This window comes from Halobacillus kuroshimensis DSM 18393 (genome assembly GCF_000425705.1).
Classification (GTDB): domain Bacteria; phylum Bacillota; class Bacilli; order Bacillales; family Halobacillaceae; genus Halobacillus; species Halobacillus kuroshimensis.
The window spans coordinates 516,965-538,764 of sequence record NZ_AUDY01000008.1 but is presented as its reverse complement, the minus strand read 5'-3'; the positions used below and the strand labels follow the sequence as shown (position 1 = coordinate 538,764).

20 protein-coding genes are annotated in these 21,800 nt (G+C 47.2%); 5 read left to right on the top strand and 15 right to left on the bottom strand.

What is annotated here, in order from left to right; genetic code table 11:
• Positions 1-95: 95 nt before the first annotated feature.
• From H615_RS0104670 to H615_RS0104660, 3 genes are all read right to left on the bottom strand, one after another.
• Positions 96-374 (bottom strand): hypothetical protein, encoded by a 279-nt coding sequence (locus H615_RS0104670; RefSeq protein WP_027954046.1) that lies wholly within the window; start codon positions 372-374, stop codon positions 96-98.
• Positions 374-913, bottom strand: a complete 540-nt coding sequence (locus tag H615_RS0104665) for a hypothetical protein (RefSeq protein ID WP_027954045.1) — start codon at positions 911-913, stop codon at positions 374-376. The genes H615_RS0104670 and H615_RS0104665 overlap by 1 nt, the downstream gene beginning before the upstream one ends.
• Before the next feature lie 66 nt (positions 914-979).
• On the bottom strand, positions 980-1,651 hold the full coding sequence (locus tag H615_RS0104660) for a BMQ_0737 family morphogenetic spore coat protein (RefSeq protein ID WP_027954044.1): 672 nt from the start codon (positions 1,649-1,651) through the stop codon (positions 980-982).
• 325 nt (positions 1,652-1,976) lie between these two features.
• On the opposite strand from H615_RS0104660, the gene H615_RS0104655 reads away from it, so the two are divergent.
• From H615_RS0104655 to H615_RS22280, 3 genes are all read left to right on the top strand, one after another.
• A complete protein-coding gene (locus tag H615_RS0104655) occupies positions 1,977-3,062 on the top strand; it encodes a hypothetical protein (RefSeq protein ID WP_027954043.1) in 1,086 nt (361 codons plus the stop codon).
• Complete coding sequence (locus tag H615_RS20895; protein WP_051254593.1) at positions 3,062-3,463, top strand: M67 family metallopeptidase; 402 nt, start codon at positions 3,062-3,064, stop codon at positions 3,461-3,463. The genes H615_RS0104655 and H615_RS20895 overlap by 1 nt, the downstream gene beginning before the upstream one ends.
• A gap of 63 nt (positions 3,464-3,526) precedes the next feature.
• Positions 3,527-3,670 carry a hypothetical protein gene (locus H615_RS22280; RefSeq protein WP_156896443.1) on the top strand — a complete coding sequence of 48 codons (144 nt, stop codon included), beginning with the start codon at positions 3,527-3,529 and terminating at the stop codon, positions 3,668-3,670.
• Positions 3,671-3,777: 107 nt separating this feature from the next.
• Here the strand turns inward: H615_RS22280 and H615_RS0104640 are convergent, their stop codons facing one another.
• The 5 genes from H615_RS0104640 to H615_RS0104615 form a co-directional block, all read right to left on the bottom strand.
• Positions 3,778-4,443 carry a potassium channel family protein gene (locus H615_RS0104640; RefSeq protein ID WP_027954042.1) on the bottom strand — a complete coding sequence of 222 codons (666 nt, stop codon included), beginning with the start codon at positions 4,441-4,443 and terminating at the stop codon, positions 3,778-3,780.
• Positions 4,444-4,928: 485 nt separating this feature from the next.
• The gene (locus tag H615_RS0104630; RefSeq protein ID WP_027954041.1) at positions 4,929-5,942 is read right to left on the bottom strand and encodes a cytochrome d ubiquinol oxidase subunit II; all 1,014 of its coding nucleotides are present in this window, start codon (positions 5,940-5,942) and stop codon (positions 4,929-4,931) included.
• Positions 5,939-7,300 carry a cytochrome ubiquinol oxidase subunit I gene (locus H615_RS0104625; protein WP_027954040.1) on the bottom strand — a complete coding sequence of 454 codons (1,362 nt, stop codon included), beginning with the start codon at positions 7,298-7,300 and terminating at the stop codon, positions 5,939-5,941. Before H615_RS0104625 ends, H615_RS0104630 begins: the two co-directional genes overlap by 4 nt.
• Positions 7,301-7,547: 247 nt before the next feature.
• A complete protein-coding gene (locus tag H615_RS0104620) occupies positions 7,548-9,359 on the bottom strand; it encodes an ABC transporter ATP-binding protein (protein ID WP_027954039.1) in 1,812 nt (603 codons plus the stop codon).
• 19 nt (positions 9,360-9,378) lie between these two features.
• A complete protein-coding gene (locus tag H615_RS0104615; RefSeq protein ID WP_027954038.1) occupies positions 9,379-11,136 on the bottom strand; it encodes an ABC transporter ATP-binding protein in 1,758 nt (585 codons plus the stop codon).
• A gap of 387 nt (positions 11,137-11,523) precedes the next feature.
• On the opposite strand from H615_RS0104615, the gene H615_RS0104610 reads away from it, so the two are divergent.
• Positions 11,524-12,366, top strand: a complete 843-nt coding sequence (locus tag H615_RS0104610) for a mechanosensitive ion channel family protein (protein ID WP_027954037.1) — start codon at positions 11,524-11,526, stop codon at positions 12,364-12,366.
• Between the two features lie 37 nt (positions 12,367-12,403).
• Here H615_RS0104610 and H615_RS0104605 read toward each other — a convergent pair whose 3' ends face one another.
• The 5 genes from H615_RS0104605 to cbpB all read right to left on the bottom strand — a co-directional run bounded on the left by H615_RS0104605 (position 12,404) and on the right by cbpB (position 17,859).
• Positions 12,404-13,693: a hemolysin family protein gene (locus H615_RS0104605; RefSeq protein WP_027954036.1), complete on the bottom strand. Its 1,290-nt coding sequence runs from the start codon at positions 13,691-13,693 to the stop codon at positions 12,404-12,406.
• Between the two features lie 157 nt (positions 13,694-13,850).
• On the bottom strand, positions 13,851-14,966 hold the full coding sequence (locus tag H615_RS0104600; protein ID WP_027954035.1) for an N-acetyldiaminopimelate deacetylase: 1,116 nt from the start codon (positions 14,964-14,966) through the stop codon (positions 13,851-13,853).
• Positions 14,967-15,065: 99 nt separating this feature from the next.
• Positions 15,066-15,785, bottom strand: coding sequence for a 2,3,4,5-tetrahydropyridine-2,6-dicarboxylate N-acetyltransferase (dapD, locus tag H615_RS0104595; protein ID WP_027954034.1), 720 nt, complete (start codon positions 15,783-15,785; stop codon positions 15,066-15,068).
• A gap of 64 nt (positions 15,786-15,849) precedes the next feature.
• On the bottom strand, positions 15,850-17,319 hold the full coding sequence (locus H615_RS0104590; protein ID WP_027954033.1) for an MDR family MFS transporter: 1,470 nt from the start codon (positions 17,317-17,319) through the stop codon (positions 15,850-15,852).
• A gap of 75 nt (positions 17,320-17,394) precedes the next feature.
• On the bottom strand, positions 17,395-17,859 hold the full coding sequence (gene cbpB, locus H615_RS0104585; protein WP_027954032.1) for a cyclic-di-AMP-binding protein CbpB: 465 nt from the start codon (positions 17,857-17,859) through the stop codon (positions 17,395-17,397).
• A gap of 254 nt (positions 17,860-18,113) precedes the next feature.
• Here cbpB and trhA point away from each other — a divergent pair, with 254 nt between their 5' ends.
• Positions 18,114-18,752 (top strand): PAQR family membrane homeostasis protein TrhA, encoded by a 639-nt coding sequence (trhA, locus tag H615_RS0104580; RefSeq protein WP_027954031.1) that lies wholly within the window; start codon positions 18,114-18,116, stop codon positions 18,750-18,752.
• A 428-nt stretch (positions 18,753-19,180) separates the two neighbouring features.
• Here trhA and copZ read toward each other — a convergent pair whose 3' ends face one another.
• Entirely contained in the window at positions 19,181-19,381 is a 201-nt protein-coding gene (gene copZ / locus H615_RS0104575; RefSeq protein WP_027954030.1) for a copper chaperone CopZ, read from the bottom strand.
• Positions 19,382-19,394: 13 nt separating this feature from the next.
• Entirely contained in the window at positions 19,395-21,800 is a 2,406-nt protein-coding gene (locus H615_RS0104570; RefSeq protein ID WP_027954029.1) for a heavy metal translocating P-type ATPase, read from the bottom strand.

Here is a 21,800-nt window from a genome sequence, read left to right as displayed (position 1 = left end):
AACTTGCTGAATTTCTCGTCTACCCTTTGTATTTCCTTATCGCATCTTCAGTAAACAAAAAAAGAACGGGGATTCCTCCCGTTCTCAAGATCCTTTCATTCCTCACTTTCCTTCCCCTCATCTAATAGGGCCACTATCTCTTCGAGCTGTACCAATACATCCCCCATCCACTGTTCCACCTCGTCCATAGGGGGGGACTTTTCCAACTCTCCCCTATGCTCCTGTTTTTGTATCAAGTATAGGAAAAGCAGCTTCAAGGAGTCTTCCTCCAGAAAAACAAAACTTTGGTCTTCTGTCCGCTTGGCACTCTTTTTCTGTTTTAGTTTATCAACAAGCCAGTGCTTTATAAACTTCTGGACATCTTCTTCCGCCATTAATCTCCCTCCCCTTTCACACCACTTGCACTCATCTGGTTCAAGGAAGGTACACCGGATTCCCATCCTTTTCCATACGCAAATCCCTGCATAATGGAAGCATAGGATTTCTCCGGTTTCCACCTCAGCTGAAAATTCGCGAAAGTCAGGGAGCCTCCAGGTTCAATCTCATTCTGATCCAGGGGTTTTAACCAGAATTCGTTCTTCGCCTGTTCTTCATCCATCCGAAGCCAGGCACCTGCTGCCTTCATTTTTGCGACTTGAGCTTTATGTACATATTTTCCCGAGAATTGACATGGGGAATCCTCTGACATCTTCAGGCAGATGTAAGGCTCATGCATCACCTGATGCCCCAGGTTACGCATATGAAAGCTTGCGATCATCATGCTTTCCTGATCGGAATCATGGGAAACGTGGATGGAATACGTAAAAAAGCAGATAACAGCCCTGTGCTGTCCTGCCTTCAGTGCGGTGACTTTTTTCCGGATGTCCTTGATGCGGTCCTCCTGCTGTTTTTTCAACTTCAACAACCGTTCCATACCATACCACCTCCAAAAAAAATACAAGAGAAGAAGGGTTTCCTCTCTTGTATTTATGCAGCTGGTTTACGCATTATCACCATCGTCAGCCGTTGGGAACAATACCGGACACTGTGGTGGCAGTGTTGGAGCCGGGCAAGGCGGGATTGGAAGCAAGTCACGCGGCTCACAGAACTCAGCGATAAGCTCAAGCGTTACTGGAAATGTGGATTGGATACTTTGGCAGAGACGGACGGATACCGTGATGTCATCAAGGGAATCTCCAGCTGTGCCATTTTCTTCACACGTGAAGTTACAAACAAAACAGTCAAGATCTGTATAAGTAACCTCGACGTCTGTTCCTTCCGGCGCACACAATAGTACCTGCTCACAGCGGACAAAGTCAGCTTCTCCTACTTCTACAACTGCCCCACCATTTTCTGCTGTCAATTCTACAGCAATGGTTACCGTAAAGTATTTACGGATGTTTACAAGCTGAAGCGTCAACAGCGTTCCGTCAACGACAAGCTCCTGATCTACGCGTCCGACGATTTCAATCGGATCGGTTTCACGCGGCTCTACTGTACAGATGACTTCTTCAATGTCCTCACACTCAAGCTGTTCTCCTGAAGGACCGACGGGAAGCTCAAAGTCTCCGATTGTTAAATCAAACGAAGCCTCATTGATTACCCAGTCATAAACTTTTGTTGTGTTGATACATAGGAGCTCCTGGCCCCCATTAAGATTTTTTGCTTGCATGGTTAGCAAACACCTCCGAATAAGATTTTTCTTTCATTCGTAGCATATGTCTGGAAAAAAGCTTGGGTCTAGTACATTCGCTGATGTTTGGTGGGATTTTACAATTTTGTGCGAACACCTATATTACATGCAGGAGACCTCATATGGTGTCTGTCCAGCCAAAAGGAAATGTTCCACACATAACAACAGCCGGGAGGGCATAGGCTGATATGTAAAAAGAGCCGTTTCACAACCTTAGGCAGGTGTCTTAAAAACACCTCACCGATGTGTCACGGATCAGGAACGAATCAATACTATAATACTGTGCTGGTAAGGGTGATGAATGATGGGACAGTACAGCCATACAGGCCCGGACCATGTGGAGCTCCTAAAATGGAACATCAACCTTTTTAAAGAGATGGTCCACTCTCTGGAAAATGGTGACTGGACGGTGGAGGATGGGTACAGGGGAAAAGAACCGCTTCATTATAAGTTATTGTTAGAAGGAGTTATCAACAAAATGGAAGAATTCAACCAGCAGCTTGAGCTGCGAACGAATCAGCTCACAGCTCAAGTTCAGCAACTGAGTGAACATGTTCATCTATTGAAGGACGATGTGGAAGATATTAAGGAAAAGCTTGACCGCCTGCAATTAAAAGATTTAATTCAAAAAATGAATGTGATTATTGAGCAGCAGGACGATCGTGAACAGGAACAAGTGCAGCAATCTGAGAATGACCGGTTAAAAAGTGAAATTGATCAGTTAAAAGCGGAGATGAAGGCGCAGAGGACTCAGGAATACGCCGAACAGGAGACTCCGGCTAAAGGGCAGGCAGGTCCTAAAGTTTCAGAGTATCGGAGACTGAAAACGATGCTGCATTCCTCCCCCATGTATCCAGCCCAGAGACAGGATTATTACCCTCCACAGCAGCCTTATCCTTATTCCAGCCCTGCCTCCTACTATCCACCACAACCGGGCCAGTACCAGCAAAACTACCCCGTCTCACACGAGTCGACTCGGAGAGGACAGAAACGGTCGTCCCGCCATCCGTTTATTGAACCTGTCAAAAATACCATCTTAAAGTCAACTTCAAAAAAAAACGATAAAGAACCCGCCCAGACCGTGAGTTCCTACACTCCACCGGCGGTAACCACGATTCAAAAGGAGCCCGAAAATAAAAAAGCGCTGGTGCAAACCATCGCTCATACCATCGCGTCCATTCCTGCAGAGGAATCCGTTCTCCCTGAACAACAGACTTCTAAGGGTATGAAACGCACCTCCCCTGTCTCGATCGAAAAGGCTAAAATTACCCAGAAGCAAAAGCCGGAAATCGTTTATCCTGAGTCAGAAACGTTAGTAGAGAAGGAGACACCCGCTAAAAAACGGGAATTCTCTTCGATCTTTTCCATTTTTCAGAAGTGGAACGGATAATGGTGAGGATTGATCAGAGGTTATATCAGCAAATGGTCGATCACGGATATACCTGCCTGCCGAATGAAGCCTGCGGACTGATCTCCGGTCACGATGAAAAAGTTGAACAAATCTGGCCGCTTGTAAACGAACGCCCTTCCCCCCACCGTTTTTTTGTCAGCAAGACCATCGTTTCTTCCACCCTTGATGCCATTGAACAATCAGGGCAGCAGGTGCTGGCCGTTTATCATACCCATCCGGGAACAGCACCCGTGCCCTCCTCTTATGATCTTCAAAGTCACCAGGACAGTACGGTGAAAATGGTGATCATCTCCTACAAATTCCATTCTCCCCGCTCTGCCTGCTACTCCATATTGGACGGCCGCTATGTAAAGCACCCATTTCATATCGGGGAGCGTTAAGCGCCCTTCCCTTTTTCCATAGTGTGCTTATACTACAGTATCAAGGTGTAAGGAGAGGTGGCTATGAAAGAAAAAAGAAGGAAAAGACTGGTTAAGGTCAACCGGACCATGAAACAAACCCCAACCCCAATCGTTATTGAAACGACGAAAAATAAAGTCGAACGTCCTGTTAAACGAGGGGGCTGCTGTTTAAAAAGGAAAAGCTGATTGAATCTCGCCTCCGAATGAGACCAATGAGCGGCAAGTCCTTATTACTATTTATAAATATTTATAATAAAGGCCCCGGCTTCCATATAGGAACCGGGGCTTCTGGTTTAGTCCTCAACAACAAGATTTTTTTCAAACCGGCTGATATCCTTGTCTGCGCCAATGACGATCAGGACATCACTTTCCCTGATTTCCTCCGTAGCCATCGGGGAGACAATGACATCTTTTTCCCGTTTAATTGCTACGACGTTACATCCGTATTCGGCTCGGATATCCAGGTCCACCAATGTTCTTCCACTCATTTTACTGCCAGCTTTGACCTCAACGACACTGTGGTCATCAGAAAGTTCAATGTAGTCCAGAATGTTGTTGGAAATGATGTTATGGGCAATCCTTTTCCCCATATCCCGTTCCGGGTGGACGACCTGATCGGCTCCGATTTTGTTCAGGATCTTTTCGTGGTAATCATTCTGGGCTTTGACCGTAATCATTTTGATGCCCATTTCTTTTAGAATCAAAGTAGTCAGCATGCTGGCCTGTATATTGTCACCAATGGCAACAATGACATGATCAATGTTGCGGAATCCAAGCTCTTTCAGGGCATTTTCATCCGTCGAATCCGCAATGACGGCATGGGACGCAATATCCCTGTACTCATTGACCTTATCCTCATCAAGATCAAGCGCCAGCACTTCCATTCCTTCACGGCTTAATTCGCGGCATATACTGCCCCCGAATCGTCCAAGACCAATGACGGCAAATTCTTTCTTCATCTCTCTCGACCCCCATCTATCACGTAAAAAATCTATGCTTATTCTATCACACAATTGTGATCATCACACAAAAAAGTAGAAACCACTTGTTCTTCCATTGCCTTCAGAAGCTCCGACCATTCAGCCGGGTCCGAGGGAAGGCTGGACCCTGCAAATTCTGTAAACGGCCGCCTGTGACGGCTGTTCTCAAACGTTTGGAATGATCCGGTGGAAATAAGGTGTGCAAGGACTACCGGGTGGATGATGCGTCCCGAGGCAGGCGTCTGAATAGGCTGTGTCAACCAAAGGATGCATAACGAATATGTTCATTTCCACTATGATCTTGAAGGACAAAAAGGGAAGAACCTCTGTTTCACAGAGGTTCTTCCCTTTTATTGATATCTATTTTGGTCAGGCTGGCATCCGCATAAGTGATACGTAATCTTACACGATGAAGTGCGGACAGCAAGTCGTTTTTCTTCAGTAAGAGTAAAGAAGAATCCCTGCTATTTTTCTCCCTTCACATAATCTGCATCGAACAAGAACATGCGCATGAGGAGAATCAGCGATGGAATCAGCAGGAGAAGACCTGCAATGAAGACAATGACAAGCGCCACAGCCATCGATTCATTCGTAACCGCATTGGAAATCGTCACGTACGGATAAAGCAGATAAGGTAGATGGGAAGCTCCATACCCAAAGAAGGCAACGAAGAACTGAAGCATCACGGCGATAAAGGCCCATCCGTAAAACTTTCCGGTATAGACGAGGAACAGCGCAGTTATAAAGAAACCAACAGAAATTCCGAACACCCACCACAAGTCCATCGCCCGTTGAAAATGCTCTGGATTCTGCTGACTCAAAGCAATGAATGTCGTCAAGCTGGCAATGATGGTCGGAGAGCTCCAGAACAGCGCATACTTCCTGACAATTTCAAGTGCCGGTCGGTCGCCCGCACGATGGGCATAATACGTTAAAAACATCGCGCTGATATAAAGAACGGAAACGATGGCGAGAAAAACGACACTCCATGAATAAGGGTTTGAGAACAGTTCCCCGTAAAGCAGCTGCACGTCATTTTCCGTCTCTTCAATAAAGCCCCCCTCTGAGATCGTCAGAGCGGTGGATAAAGAGGCCGGAATGAGCAGGCCTGTCGCTCCATAAAGGAACATGTAGAGAGAGTTATCTTTGGATCCATAGTTTTCAAACGCATAAAAGGAACCCCGTATAGCAATGAGGACAATCGCAATACTTCCCGGAATCAACAGGGACTGCCCAAAATAATACGCCATATCAGGGAAGAACCCGACAAGACCGACGAAGAAAAAGACGAAGAAAACATTCGTCACTTCCCATACCGGGGAGAGGTACCGGGAGATCAGCTGATTAATCAAGTGATCCTTTTTCGTCATTCTTGCATAATAAGCGAAAAAGCCAGCACCAAAATCCACAGATGCGACGATCAAATATCCGTAAAGGAAAAACCAGAGGACGGATATACCGATGATTTCATAGCTCATGACTGTCCCTCCCTGCTGGCTGCGGCTGTATTCGGAAAGCGGTGCTCCAGTTCAAGCTCGGCCGGTTTGCCTTTGAATATTTTGCGTAACGTAAGCAGACATCCAACAGCGAGCACAAGGTATACGGCAGCAAACAGCGCAAACATCCAGCCGATGTACGGGGATGTCGTCGAACCTTCAGCAACAGTCATAAAACCTCTCAAAATCCACGGCTGTCTCCCGACTTCGGCATAAATCCAGCCAAACTCAATCGCGAGCATCGTCAAAGGACCAGTCGCTGCCACTCCCCACAAGAGGATAGGATGGAACGGGTTTCCTTTCTTCCATTTCCAGAGCACAAGGAAGAGCAGGGAAATCCCCAGGGTGTAAAAACCGATCGATACCATCAGGTCGAACATATAGTGTATCCATAAGGGAGGCCGCTCGTTCTCAGGTGTTTCCTCGAGGCCTTCCACTTCTGCATTGAAATCGCCATGAGCAAGAAAACTCAAAGCATTGGGGATCCTGATGGCATTTTCGACTTCATTGTTCTCATTCAGCGTACCGAATACAACAAGGTCGGCGCCTTCTTCGGATTCAAAGTGCCATTCCCCGGCAGCGAGCTTCTCGGGTTGATGCTCAGCAAGAAACTTCGCAGATAAATCACCGGCGAGCGCTGTAAGCATGGCAAAGATAAAAGTGGCAGTCATCGTAAGTTTTAATGCTTTTTTGTGATAGAGGGATCCTTTTTTTATCAAAATGATGAAAGCAGCAATCCCTGCAAGCACCGCAGCAGCGGTTAAATAGGAGGAAGATATGACGTGAAAGACCTTCGTCGGTGTCGCAGGATTGAACATCGCAGCAAGTGGATCCACCGATGTAAAACGACCCTCTTCCAGCTCAAACCCCTGCGGCGTGTTCATAAACGAGTTCACCGTTGTAATAAAGAAGGCGGACATCGTTCCTCCAATGACTACAGGAATGGACAACAGCCAGTGGTAGATCGGCTTCTTGAACCGGTCCCACGTATATAAGTAAATCCCAAGGAATATCGCCTCAAAGAAGAAAGCGAAGGTTTCCATAAATAACGGCAGTGCAATCACGTTCCCCGCCAGCCTCATGAAGCTCGGCCAGATGAGGGACAACTGCAGACCGATCGCCGTCCCTGTCACAACTCCGACAGCGACCGTAATCGTATACCCTCTTGTCCACCGCCTGGCAAGCAGGGTGTAATGCGGATCTTTCCGCTTGATTCCGATGAATTCCGCAATGGACACAAGGACGGGGACCCCGACTCCCAGTGTTGCGAAAATGGCGTGAAATAATAGTGTCATCGCGGTGAGCGCACGACTCACTTCGACGGTTTCGAATCCAAACATCTTAATTCGTTCCCTCCTACCCAGGAATAATCTCAAAATCTCTTCTGGGATTAGTATAAAACGTAAAACACCGTTGTGGTATTCAAGATGATGACTATTTTGTGACAAACTTCACAAAGTCTTTTCGATTCTTATCGTACCGCAGACCATCCGTGATGTCGACCTATCTGCCTGTTCCCCTCCTCCGTTCTTTTCTAACGCTGTTCAAATAAAAAAACCCTGTAGAAATTTTCTACAGGGTAACTTGTTATATTGCATCCAGCATTTGGAACTGGGCTTTTACAAGTTCATAATATTCGCCGTGCTGATCCATAAGTTCATCATGAGATCCCTGCTCAAGAATCTTTCCATGCTCGAGCACGAAAATGTTGTCGGCTTCCCGGATCGTTGATAAGCGGTGGGCAATCATAATGGCTGTTCTACCTTTCAGGAGCTTCTTCAATGCCTGTTGAATCTTCAGTTCGGTTTCTGTATCTATACTCGCTGTTGCTTCATCGAGAATGAGAATCCTCGGATTGGCAAGCAGGGCCCTGGCAAAGGATAGAAGCTGCCGTTCTCCGGCTGAAAGGATATTCCCCCGCTCCTCTACTTCTGTTTCGTAGCCGTTGTTCAAGCGCTGGATAAAACCATCCGCTCCTACCACTTCTGCTGCTTCTTTCACCTCTTCATCCGTAGCATCCGGCCGCCCGAAGCGGATATTTTCCATGATCGTTCCCGAAAAAATGAACGTGTCCTGAAGAACGACACTGATCTGCTGTCTGATGCTATCAATGGAAGCATCCTTCAAATCCACCCCATCGATTTTGACGGCACCTTTGGTTGGGTCGTAAAAACGGCTGATCAAATTGGCAATCGTAGATTTCCCTGATCCCGTATGTCCCACGAGCGCCACCGTTTCTCCTTGTTTCATCTCAAGGTTGATATCATGAAGAGCTATCCGCTTGGAATCGTAGGCAAACTGAACATGATCGAATTCGATATGCCCTTTCATCTCTTTTAATTCCACAGCGTCTTTCTTCTCTTCTACATTCGGTTCTTCATCAAGGAATTCGAATATCCGCTCAGAAGCCGCCATCGCCATAAGAAGCTGGTTGTACATCATTCCCAGTCTGGAAATGGGTTCCCAGAACATCCCAAGGAAAAAGGCGAACGATACAAACGTTCCGACCTCGATATCTCCCTGTAGAATCAACCAGGCCCCAAATGAAACGAGAATCACCGTACCGATGGCATTGCTCATTTCGACAAACGGACGGAACATGGCGCTTTTTTTGGTCGCTTCCTTCCAGGCGAGAAAGTTATCCGTGTTCACCCCGTCAAAGTATTCGTTATTTTCCTTCTCCTGTGTAAAAGACTGGGTAATCCGAATGCCCTGAAGACTTTCATTCAGGTGGGAATTCAGCCTGGACTGCTGGATTCGTACCTGCTGCCAGGAGCGTCGGATATTCCGCCGCAGCTTCGTGGAGATATAAAACATCAGCGGCATGATCACGAGAATCGCCAGGGCAAGCTTCGGATCGAGCGCCAGCAGAATAGCGATGATCCCTGTTAAAAGAACAATATCCATCAGAAGATTGATAATCCCGTTTGTAAACAGTTCCTGAAGAGAGTTGATATCATTCATAATCCGCACAAGAATGGAACCGGCAGATCTCGAATCGAAAAACTTGTGAGACAGCCTTTGGACATGGGAAAACAGATGCTGTCGTAGATCATAAATCACGTTCTGCCCCAGAATGTTGACATACTTAATCCTCAGGGCATTGGCGATATAGCTGAGAACATACAAGCCTGCGATTCCCAGCACCAATTGGATCAATAAACCGTTGTCTCTTTCTGCAATCGCAGCATCTATAGCCACCTTACCAATTAAAATCGGTACAATAAGCCGGACCAGTGTGGAAACCAGCATGGAAATAATGGATACAGGCAGAAGATTTTTTGTATACGGCTTGATGTACGTAAGCAGACGCCACATTTGTGCCCAGTTAAAAGGCTTCTCAATGGCCTGATCCTGTGAATATTTGAAACGGTTTAAGTGTTTATTTTTTTCTGCCATAGAAAGTCCCTCCTTCCTTTCATCGATGGGAAGCTGTATTTAGAATCTTTTCTTTGTCCTGGTATTGAATATCGTAAATGCGTTGATACGGTCCTCCATTGCTCAACAGTTCCTCATGCACCCCGCGTTCTTTCACGCTTCCATCTTCGAGAACGATGATTTCATCGGCATGCTTCAAAGAGGAAATGCGGTGGGCAATGATGAAGGTCGTACGGCCTTTCATGACTTCCTGAAGAGCTTTTTGGATGTTGAACTCGGTTTCCATATCAACAGCTGACGTCGCATCATCCAAAATGAGGACAGCAGGGTCAATAAGAATCGCGCGGGCAATCGCAATCCGCTGCTTCTGTCCGCCGGATAATCCCATGCCCCTCTCTCCAAGGAGCGTGTCATAGCCTTCGGACAACTCCATGATAAACTCATGAGCCTGGGCTCTTTTAGCTGCATCAATCACATCATCCATGGTTGCATCTGGATTACCATAGGCGATATTTTCCTTGATCGATGTCGAGAATAAAAACGATTCCTGGAGCACGAAGCCTATATTCTTCCGGAGGGTTCTCAATCCATAATCTGAAACCGGCCGGCCGTCGACAAGCACTTCTCCTTTTTCCGGTTCATAAAAACGGGTAATCAGCTGGGTGATACTCGTTTTGCCTGATCCTGTAGCTCCTATCAACCCGATCGTTTTCCCAGGAGGGGCATCAAAGCTGATATCCTTTAGTGCTGAGTCATCATCTTCCACATAAGTCAGTGTGACATCCTTGAAGGTGACATGGCCTTTCAGCCGGTCCTGGTGGATGGCATCTTCCTTTTCCGTAATCTCTTCCGGAGCTTCTAATATCTCAAGCAGCCGCTCGCCGGATGCTTTAGCCTGTGAAAACTGGTTGATGACAAACCCCAGATTCATCAAAGGACCGAGGATATACCACACAAAGCTGAAAAAGGCCACCAGCTCTCCAAGCTGGAGCGAGCCATTGATGACAAGGTACCCGCCATAGGCCAGCAGGGCCACAACCGACACGTTTCCGATAAACTCCATCAGCGGAAAATAACGCGACCATATGTTGGAGGTGTCGATATACTTCGTCCTGTAATCATTGCTGCGGTTGGAGAAACGACCGATTTCAAAATCCTCTCTGGAAAGAGATTTTACCGTGTTCATTCCACTGATATTTTCCTGTACTCTTGTATTCAATTTACCGAATGATTTCCGGATTTTACGAAAGGCGGGGTGCACACGGCGGTCGAACCGGTAGACGACTATACCAAGAAACGGCATTGCAGCCATCGTGACCAGTGCCAGAGGAACGGAATAGTAAAACATGACACTCAAGCTGATCACAATCAACAGGACAATCCGGAGCAGTTCTGAAAAGCCAAAGGATAAAAAGAACCGGAAGCCTTCCACATCTGCTGTCAAACGGGACATTAGATCCCCCGTTTTCGCGTTGTCATAGTAACGGAAAGGCAGACGCTGCAGTTTCTTGTAAATTTCATCCCTGAGTGTGTAGACCGAACGTATGCCGAAATAATCTCCATAATACTGGTTGAAATATGTAGCGAATCCTTTAATAATCATCAGTCCGATAAAAGCAGCACATAAGTAGGGAATTAAGCTGTACTGCTCCCCTGTTACGGCATCGTCAATCGTTTTCTGCAGGACAATCGGATAAACCACGGTAATAGCTGTAACAAAAAGCAGGGCGAACATGGACCACAAAAAATAACTTTTGAACGGCCAGTAGAACTGTTTCAACTTTTTAAACGTATCCAAATCATGACCTCCTTCGCTGTCAACGTATTTATAAATATATCGGGTATCGAAATAAATTGCCACCCATTTGAAATAATTTTTAAAATTTTCTGTTAAGACCTTCCCCACTTTACAACGTTGTCCCATCAAACGCTTTTATGTTTCCTTCGCCGGCTTTTATATATACCAGCATGAACATCACACGCATACATATATCTTTCCATTACATGCACAATATAATGGTATTCCTATACGCCACTCGGCAAATAGAAAGAAATGTAAAAAACGTAAGCGAATATGCGAAGTTTTATGCGTATTTTCGACAAATCATTGAAATCATCCCTTACGTTCCGCTATTCTATTAGAGAGGTAAGTACAAGGACATAAAGAAAGGAGCTCTATGCAGCTATGAATTTATTTGAAGAAGGAATGCAATTTAACCTCTCAGAGCTGGTCGAACTTCTCATTCAAGTCGGCTTGAAAGTGCTCGTACTGCTGATCGGTTATGCTATTGCAAAACCACTGGGCCGTAAAGCCATCGAAACGGCCATCAACCGCTTAAGTACCCAGAGAAAACTCTCCGAAGGACGGAATAAAACGTTACAGAAGCTTTCTGTTAACCTCTTTTCCTATGCTCTTATTTTCATCCTCGTCATGATGCTCTTCAGTGCTGTCGGCATTGAAATCGGCCCTCTCCTTGCCGGTGCAGGAATCGTTGGTCTTGCGATTGGTTTCGGAGCCCAGGGGCTTGTGTCAGACATTGTCACCGGCTTTTTCATCCTGCTTGAACGTCAAGTGGAAGTGGATGATTACGTAACCGCCGGCGGTTATGACGGAATTGTCGAGGAAGTAGGCATCCGCACAACGCGCATCCGGAGCTTTGATGGAACGTTGAACTTCATTCCAAACCGCAATATTTCAGGTGTAGCTAACCATTCCCGCGGCAACATGCGTGCCCTTGTAGACATTGGAATCGGCTATGATGAGAACATTGACGAAGCAATGGCTGTCCTTCAGAAAGTGGCTCAGGATTTCCAAGCGGATGAACGCTTCAAAGAAGGTCCGGACGTCCTTGGTGTCCAAAGCCTCGGATCATCCGATGTCGTCATCCGTATTCTCGGTAAAACGGAAAACATGGAGCAGTGGGCCGTGGAACGCGACCTGAGAAAAGCGATGAAAGAAGCGCTTGATGCTGCAGGTATTGAAATTCCGTTCCCTCATCAAGTTTACGTTCATAAAAACGAAGAATAACAGAAAAACGCCCGGATGATTTGATCCGGGCGTTTTCTCATTCTTTCACTTTCCATATTTCCACTTTTTTTATCTGTCCCTTCACCATATCGACGACTTTAAAGGAATAGCCGCTGCTCACGACAACCGTTCCTTCTCCAGCCTCATAGTCCTGCGTATAGATCCAACCGGATATTGTATCTATATCCTCATGATGAAGGTTTACCTGAAAGTACTCATTAATATCCTGAACCGCTGTTTTCCCCTCGACGAGGTAGTGCCCGTTTTTCAAGCGTTTGATGTCCCGTTCCTCTTCTGCATCAAATTCATCCCTGATTTCCCCGACGATCTCTTCGAGGATATCCTCGACCGTCACGATACCGGCCGTTCCTCCATACTCATCAATCAGAACAGCCATATGGTTGTGCTCCTTCTGCATTTTCACCAGCAGATCATGAATGGGCACATTTTCAAAAACTTTCATCACCGGCCGCATGAAAGGGCGTAGTGATGTATGATGTTCTGCATCATCAAACAGCAGCTCTTTCATATGAATGATTCCAATCACTTCATCTTTATTCCCATCTATGACAGGATAACGGGTAAAACGGTTCTGCTTCACTTCACGTATGATGTTGGACACCGGCTGATGTACATTGATGACCGCCATTTCTGTCCGGGGGATCATAATTTCCTTGGCTGTGCGGTTATCAAATTCAAATATCCGGTCGACATACGTATATTCTGACCGATTGATTTCGCCTTTTTGGTAGCTTTGAGACAAAATATGGCGCAGTTCTTCTTCAGAATGAGCCTCTTCAGATTCATTCGCTGTATGGAATCCCATCATCCGTACAAAAATATTGGCAGCGCCGTTCAACAGCCAGATCAGCGGGTACATGACCTTGCTGTAGAGCATTAAAGGCCTGGATAAAACCAGAGTGAGTGCTTCTGCTTTTTGGATAGCTACCGTCTTCGGAGCGAGTTCCCCGAGGACGACATGAAGGAATGTAATGATGAAAAACGCAATCGCAAAGGAGAGCGTGTGGGTGACCCCTTCAGGAAGCGGAAAACGGTCAAACAAAGGGCGGAGAAGGACATCCAGTGTCGGTTCTCCCAGCCACCCTAAACCGAGGGCTGTGATCGTGATTCCGAGCTGACAGGCCGAAAGGTAGTAATCCAGGTCATTTAACACTTTCAAGGCGTTGCCCGCCCGTTTATTCCCATCGGAGGCAGCCGACTCAATCCGTGTTTTTCTCACTTTTACGATTGCAAACTCACTTGCTACAAAGAAAGCTGTCAAAATGATTAAAACCGCTACTGCAGATAACTTTAACACCGATTCCATTTCAGCCGATCCCCTCCACTATAGAAAAAGAGGAGCCGTCCCTCCTCTTTTTCCGTCATTGCTTATGTGAACTTCTACTACACATGTTTTACCAATAAGGACGTATTCTAAACACCTTTCTCTAGTGTTCACATAAGCGGGGAAGCTATACGCCGGCTCACAAAGAACGGAGCGTTTGTTCGACAGTATCGACGCCTACGACCAGGGCTTCTTCTTTCGGCATTAAAGAAGATTGATGCAGTCCTGCCTCCGAGTCAACCCCAAGCCAGAACATAAAGCCCGGAATTTCTTTCAACATGTATCCGAAATCTTCCCCTGTCATAGCCATCGGAGCTTCTTTGAACGTATAAGGAAGACGATTCATCACCTTTTGAAAAGCCTCCACCTGCTCCCTGTCATTATATACCTGATGATAAGTGGAGCCGTAATCTATGGAGATGCTGCAGTCGTGGGTAATTTCAAACCCGCGTGCGATTTTTTCGATTTCTTCTTTTACCAGCTTCATGGATTCCGGAGAAAGGGTGCGGATCGTTCCTTCAAGCCTTGCCGTTTCTGCGATGATATTCTGAACAGTACCGGCCTCGATTTTCCCTACGGTAATGACAGCACTGTCGAGCGGATCCATCCGGCGGGCCACAATCTGCTGGATGTGTGTAACAAACGTACTTGCCGCTAACCCCATATCATGCGTCAGATGAGGAAAGGCGGCATGCCCCCCTACTCCCTTGAAATCGATGAAAAGTTCACTTGTGTTGGCAAACAGCAGGCCCGGGCGCGAAGTCACTGTCCCGACAGGAAGCTCCGGAGCTACGTGCAGCGCAAAAATGATATCCGGCTTCATTCGTTTCATTGGCTCAGAGGCAAGCATCGGCTCCGCTCCGCCCGGGCCTTCTTCCGCCGGCTGGAAAAGAAACAGGATGTCGTCTTCTGGTGGTTGTTCGGCCAGCCGGGTCAATGCGCCAAGGGCAATGGTCATATGAAAATCATGCCCACAGGCGTGCATTCGCCCTTCAATGATCGATGAAAACGGATATCCGGTTGTTTCTGTCAAAGGCAGGCCGTCGATATCAGCACGGTACCCGATCGTCCGCTTCCCTTCCGTCCCTTTCACATGGACGAAAACACCGGTTCTCCACGTTTCTACCGTTAACCTTTCCTGAGGCAGTGTGTCAATATAGGAAAGTAAATAGGTCTGTGTTTTATATTCTTCAAATCCCAGTTCAGGGATTTGATGCAGTTCCCTGCGGATGTCTATCAGTTGATCCAGTTGCAAAGCATTCACTCCTTCTATAGAAAAACCCTGCAGAACGCAGGGTATCAGACAGGCGCAGCCCGCTTTGGACTGCGCCTGTATAAAGCTTATGAAGTGGAATTAGTTATCCAGCTTGCGCAGCTCCTGTTTGATTTCTGTTTTTGATTTTGTCTGGTCATCAATTTCCTTGATGACTTTAGCCGGGGTTCCCGCCACGAGCGTGTTTGCCGGTACATCTTCAGTTACAATCGCTCCAGCAGCAACAACGGCGCCTTCTCCGACTGTGACACCTTCAAGGACGACCGCATTGGCACCAATGACAACGCCGTCTTCTACAACCACCGGTTTGGCGGAAGGCGGCTCGATGACTCCCGCGAGGACTGCGCCTGCACCGATATGGCAGTTCTTACCGACCGTCGCACGGCCGCCCAGAACGACATTCATGTCAATCATCGTACCTTCACCGACGACAGATCCAATGTTGATCATCGCCCCCAGCATGATTACCGCTCCATCACCGATTTCCACTTGATCACGGATTACAGCACCCGGCTCGATCCGTGCATTGACCTTCTTCAAGTCAAGCAGAGGAATCGCAGAGTTGCGGCGGTCATTTTCAAGGACATAATCCTCAATATCATTTTCGTACTTTTCAAGAAGTGGCTGAATGACTTTCCATTCGCCGAAAATTACTCCGCTGTTACCAGTAATAAAGTCCTGGATCTGGTCACCAAAATCAAGGCTTTCCAGATTGTTACCTTTAAGATAAACCTTTACAGGTGTAGATTTTTCACTGTTTGAGATAAAAGAAATAATCTCGTTGGCATCCATTTGTTTCATCAGTCATCTCTTCCTCCTTTATGTATCTTTCATCCTTTACTTTATCAAAGGATGTCCGGGGTTATCAATCTTTTTTCGGAATTTGCAGAATCAGTAGAAAACTTACGGCTGCTAAAAGGACCAGACTGATGTATACGATATGGAGGCCGGAAGTCAGTCCATGCTGGAGCACGGCAAGAGCTTCTTCCCCCAAAGAGAGTCGTGTTTCTTCACGGAGCAGGGCGTTCGTATCGTCAATGCTCAGTTCGCTGCCCATGCCGGCCTCCTCAATCTCATCAGATACACGGCTGTTCAGCAGACCACCGAGAAGCGCTGCTCCAAGCGCACTTCCAATTGTCCTCATAAACATGTTGGAAGCCGTTGCTATCCCTCTTTTTTCCCAGGTCACACTATTTTGAATGGAGACGATAAAAGAAGTGGTCGTCAATCCCATCCCGATTCCAATGAACAAAGAACCAGCCGCCGCGAATAAGGGCCCTTTCTCAGGAGAAAGCAAGGAAAAGATAACACTCCCAACGATAAGAGAAACACCACCGGCTAGAGCTGTAGGTCTGAAACCGATCTTCAAAAACAACCGTCCGGCAGCTGCTGATGCTGCCGGCCATCCAATCGACATCGTGGTAAGTGTAAATCCTGCCACCGTAGCGGACTGCTCCATCACTCCCTGAACAAAAGCCGGGAGATAACTGCTCACTCCAATCAAAATCATACCCGTAACCAAAGATGTGGCATTGGAGTAACGAATGGACCGGATCTTCCACAAATCGAGCGGCATCATCGGGTCCTCCATCTTTCTTTCATGCATAATAAAAGCCAGGGCCCCTCCTGTGGAAATCACGGCCAGTGCAGCCATTCCCCACGAAAGCCAGGGGATGCTTGTCCCGCCCTCAACCAGAATGACAATCAAGGAACTGATCGTAATCATCACCCATACGGAACCGGGCAGATCTACGCTGCGCTTTTCTTTGGTTTTCTCTTCCTTGAAAAAGAATAAAATGCCAAGCAGAGCCAGAATACCGAGAGGCAGGTTCATCCAGAAGACATAAGGCCAGCTGAGCACATCGACGAACAATCCGCCGAGCAGCGGCCCTGCGACTGCAGATAATCCCCATACACTGGACAGCCATCCTTGGATCTGCGCCCGTTCTTCTTTTGTATAGATATCCCCGACGATGGTGGTTGCTATCGGCATCAAAGCACCTGCACCCAGTCCCTGTAACAGTCTTGCCCCAATCAGGACTTCCATTGAAGGCGCGAGCGCACATAAAACCGCTCCGGTTAAAAACAGACCGATGCCGGTCATAAATACTGGTTTTCGACCAAAAACATCAGAAAGGCGGCCGAATAGCAGAACGGTGGCCGCGTTCGTCAAAAGATAAGCGGAGAACACCCAGGAATACCATCGGAAACCGCCGAGGTCTGCTGCGATACTCGGCATGGCTGTTGAAACGATGGTGGCTTCAATAGCCGCCAGAAACATCGCCAGCATAATCGAAGCGAGGACCAGTCCTCTATTTTGTTGTGTATTCGACATATGTATCTCCACCTTTTTCGTTATAAAAAAAGATGACACCCGGTGGATGTCATCCATTTTACCATAGATGGAAGATTATGTTGTCTCCAGCATGGTATACTTCAACGTTTCATGATAGTGTTTGCTGAATTGTTTTAATATCGTTCTACGGGTCACAATACCGTCGAATTCGCCTTTGTCGTCTGTCACACAAACAAAAGGATGATCGATCAGCTTGTGCAGTGCATCAATCATCGTCTGCTCCTTGGTGAGACATGGAACTTGATCATCCATGACTTCCTTGACCATAATTTCCGAAAGACGGTTCATCTCGAATTCTTCTATACCAATCGTTTCCTCTAAAATTCTCGTTTTGCTGATCACACCTTGAAATGTATAAGACGGGTCCAGTACAGGAACAGCGGAATACCCGGATTTCACTAATACGAGCAGGGCATGCTCCAACGGGTTGCTGATTTGTACGTGGGCCACTTTCTCAGATGGAATCATCAGCTCCGATACTAATGGAATACGCAGTGTTTCTTTTTGTAAACTTACCATGTTCTACTTCACTCCTCTTTTTTTCACGACCATTGAAGGAGCAGAAAGAGACGTTCATTGGACCATAAACAGCTTATCATACATCATCCTAAAACTCGAACCGCAATTCCCGACAAATCTCTCTCTGACCAGGTTGACGATTATCTGATACCCTGTTCCACACGCTGTCAAAACCTGTAAAACACACTTGGTCTTTATAAATTTTTCTTAACGGCTTATAATGAGTACAACTGAACAATATTGGGGTTGAATCGATGCTGACACATACATTTACGAAAAAGGAAGAAATCGCAAATGCCGTAACTCACGGAATTGGAGCCGTCCTGAGTGTGGCTATGCTTGTCCTGCTGATTGTTTTCGCAAGTCTCGGAGGAAATGCGTGGCACATTACAAGTGTGACGATTTACGGGGTAACGATGCTCCTGCTCTACACTTCTTCGACTCTCGTCCATAGTTTTCCTCCCGGCCGCGCCAAAGATCTCTTTGAGATTTTCGACCATTCGGCCATCTATTTGTTTATTGCCGGTACGTATACACCAATTCTCCTTGTTCCACTGAGAAGTTCCCTCGGCTGGACGCTTTTCGGAATCGTGTGGGGAATTGCCATTCTGGGGATCGTTTTCAAAGTATTTTTCGTGAAAAAATACGTCTTTATGTCCACGGTCTTCTACCTGCTGATGGGCTGGCTCATCGTTCTCGCCTGGGAGCCTTTGACTGCACAAGTACCAGCTGCCGGCATCACCTATCTCGTCGTAGGAGGCGTCCTTTATTCCATCGGGTCCATCTTTTACGTATGGAGAAGCTTCACCTACCACCATATGGTATGGCACCTGTTCGTACTCGGAGGGTCGATTCTTCACTTCTTCACGATCTTCTTTTATATCATCGGATAATAAAAACGCTGCGCTTCATGCGCAGCGTTTAGCTTGTAGAGAAACCTTTTTCCAAAGGAGTGGTCATCAATACTTGGTCATGGATAGGATTTTTCCCACGCAGTCGGCAGTAACGCAGCTTGTCCTGTTCTTTTGAAACGGCGAAGGAGAGATGCTTAACGTTCTCTTTTATCTGAGGGTAAAGCTGTCTTCCCACAGGCATCGGCACGAGGAGCGTTCGGTGGTGACGCCTGCGGGAACAGCGCGAGCCGAAGATCCACTTGGTCAAAAGGGTTTTCTTGACCAAGTTAGCTGAGGCCGTGCCCGCGGCAAGCATCCACCGATAAGCGGAACGTGTCACCCTCAACACGACATGCGGACAACTCTAACTGGATAACACGGCTTTTTCTACAGCCTGAACGCTGCGCTTCATGCGCAGCGTTTTTTATTTAGACTACATCGTATCCCTGATCTTCGACCGCTTCTTTCAAAGCTTCATTGGAGACCGTATCGTTATGAGAAACACGGACTTTTCCCGATTCCAGGTTGACATCGGCTTGTTCCACCCCGGAAAGTCCGGTTAAAGCTCCTTCCACCGCCTTTTTGCAGTGGTCACATGTCATTCCTTCTACTTGCAGCATCGTTTCCATTATCGTTCCTCCTTTACAATTTAACCCGCTTCAGTCTGAGAGCATTGGTTACAACACTGACCGAGCTGAAGGCCATGGCTGCACCGGCCACCCAGGGCGCGAGCAGCCCAAGTGCAGCTACCGGAATTCCTGCACTGTTGTATGCCAGCGCCCAAAATAAATTCTGACGGATGTTGCGCATCGTCTTCCTGCTGAGGGAAACAGCCTGACTGAGATGGGCAAGGTCCCCCCCGACTAGAGTAATATCTGCGGTTTCAATCGCAACATCCGATCCAGTCCCGATCGCTACACCTATATCGGCCACAGCAAGCGAAGGTGCATCGTTGATTCCATCACCGACCATGGCCACTTTATGACCTTCCTGCTGCAGCTGCTTGACTTTTTCAGCTTTTTCTTCGGGAAGCACTTCTGCAAAGACGCCGTGAATGCCTACTTCCTTGGCAATCGCTTCAGCCGTCCGGCGGTTATCTCCTGTGACCATGTACACATCCAGACCGAGCTTCTTCAAATCGGCCACAGCTTCCCTTGATGATTCCTTCACCGTATCAGCCACAGCTATAATACCTGCAAGTGTGGCGTCGACAGCGATGAACATCGCTGTTTTCCCTTCCTGCTCAAAATCTGCCATTTTCGATTCATAAGCCTCATAATCCAGCTGTTCCCGTTCCATCAATTTTCTCGTACCGATCATAATGTGGTGTCCTTCTATATCTGCAATGACCCCATAACCAGGAACGGCTTCAAATCGCTCAGGTTCTGCCAGCGCTGTCTTCTGCTTTCCCGCATAGTCGACAACCGCTTCAGCAAGCGGATGCTCAGATGCCGATTCCGCAGAAGCAGTGAGACGCAGCAGATCAAGGCGATCATCAAATGATTCAAAGTTCGTGACTTCCGGTTTTCCTTTCGTAATTGTCCCCGTTTTATCCAACAGAATAGTCGTCAGGTTATGTGTCCCCTCCAAATATTCTCCGCCTTTATATAAAATGCCGTGTTCTGCTCCCTTACCAGTCCCAACCATGATCGAGGTCGGTGTAGCAAGGCCGAGGGCACAAGGGCAGGCAATAACAAGGACAGCAATCCCAGCCTCCAAAGCAGGCCCCCATTCTCCTGGAGATACAAAGATCATCCATACTAAGAAAGTCACCAAAGCGATTCCGACGACAATCGGCACGAAAATTCCAGAAATCCGATCCGCTGTGCGCTGGATTGGAGCTTTGGACCCCTGGGCCTCCTCGACGATTTTCACAATGCCGGAAAGAGCGGTATCCTTTCCTACCCTTTCCGCTGTCATTCGGATCGTACCATGCTTGTTGATGGTGGACCCGATGACCGCTTCTCCTTCCATTTTCTCGACCGGAATCGATTCACCGGTGATCATTGATTCGTCGATAGAAGTCATCCCGGAACGGACCGTCCCGTCAACGGGTATTTTTTCTCCGGGTTTAACGATGAGCTCATCGCCGACCTGAACCTGTTGAACAGGAATTTTCTCTTCTTTTCCGTCTCTAACGACGACAGCTTCCTTTGCCTGCAGATTCAGCAGGTGGGAAAGGGCTGCTGTTGTTCTTCCCTTAGCCAGGGCTTCAATCAACTTCCCAACGAGGATCAGCGTAATAAGTACGGCACTCGTTTCAAAATAAAGATCCGGCATCCTGTCTGATGCGCTCATCCAGCGGATCATTTCTACAACACTGTAAAAATAAGCCGCCGACGTACCCAGCGCAACGAGTACATCCATGTTGGCACTCTTATTGGATAATGCCCGCCAGGCCCCTTTGTAAAACGGCGCCCCGATGTAAAACTGGACGGGAGTTGCCAGAAGAAATTGAAACCACGGATTCATCAGCAGTTCAGGGACGTAAAAAGCAAGACCAAAAGGAAGATGACCAGCCATCGTATAAAGCAGAGGAAGTGAAAGGAGAGCCGAAATCCATAAACGGCGCTTCTTCAGTTGGATTTCCTCTTCTTTCTTTTCCTTCTGCTCCTCCCTGTCACGTTTCACTACGGCACCGTATCCGAGCTTTTTCACGCGGGCAATGATATCATCCACCGTAACTTCAGATGGGTCATATTCCACGACTCCCGCTTCTGTGGCGAGATTAATGGCTGCTTCATTGACACCATCCGTCCGGCTCAGCACTTTTTGGATGCGGGAGGAGCAGGCAGAGCATGTCATCCCTTCAATATCAAGCTCCAGCTTTTCCATACGGAGACCATAGCCGAGTTTTTCCACCCGTTCTTTAATCTGATTGGCATCGACTTCATCATTACGGTAGGAAACAGACGCTTTTTCCATGGCAAGATTGACGTCTGCCTGTTCCACACCATCCATTCTATTTAACACGTTTTTAATTCTGGAAGCACAGGCGGAACAAGTCATCCCTGTTACACCAAATTGTATTTCTTTTGTATCGGACAT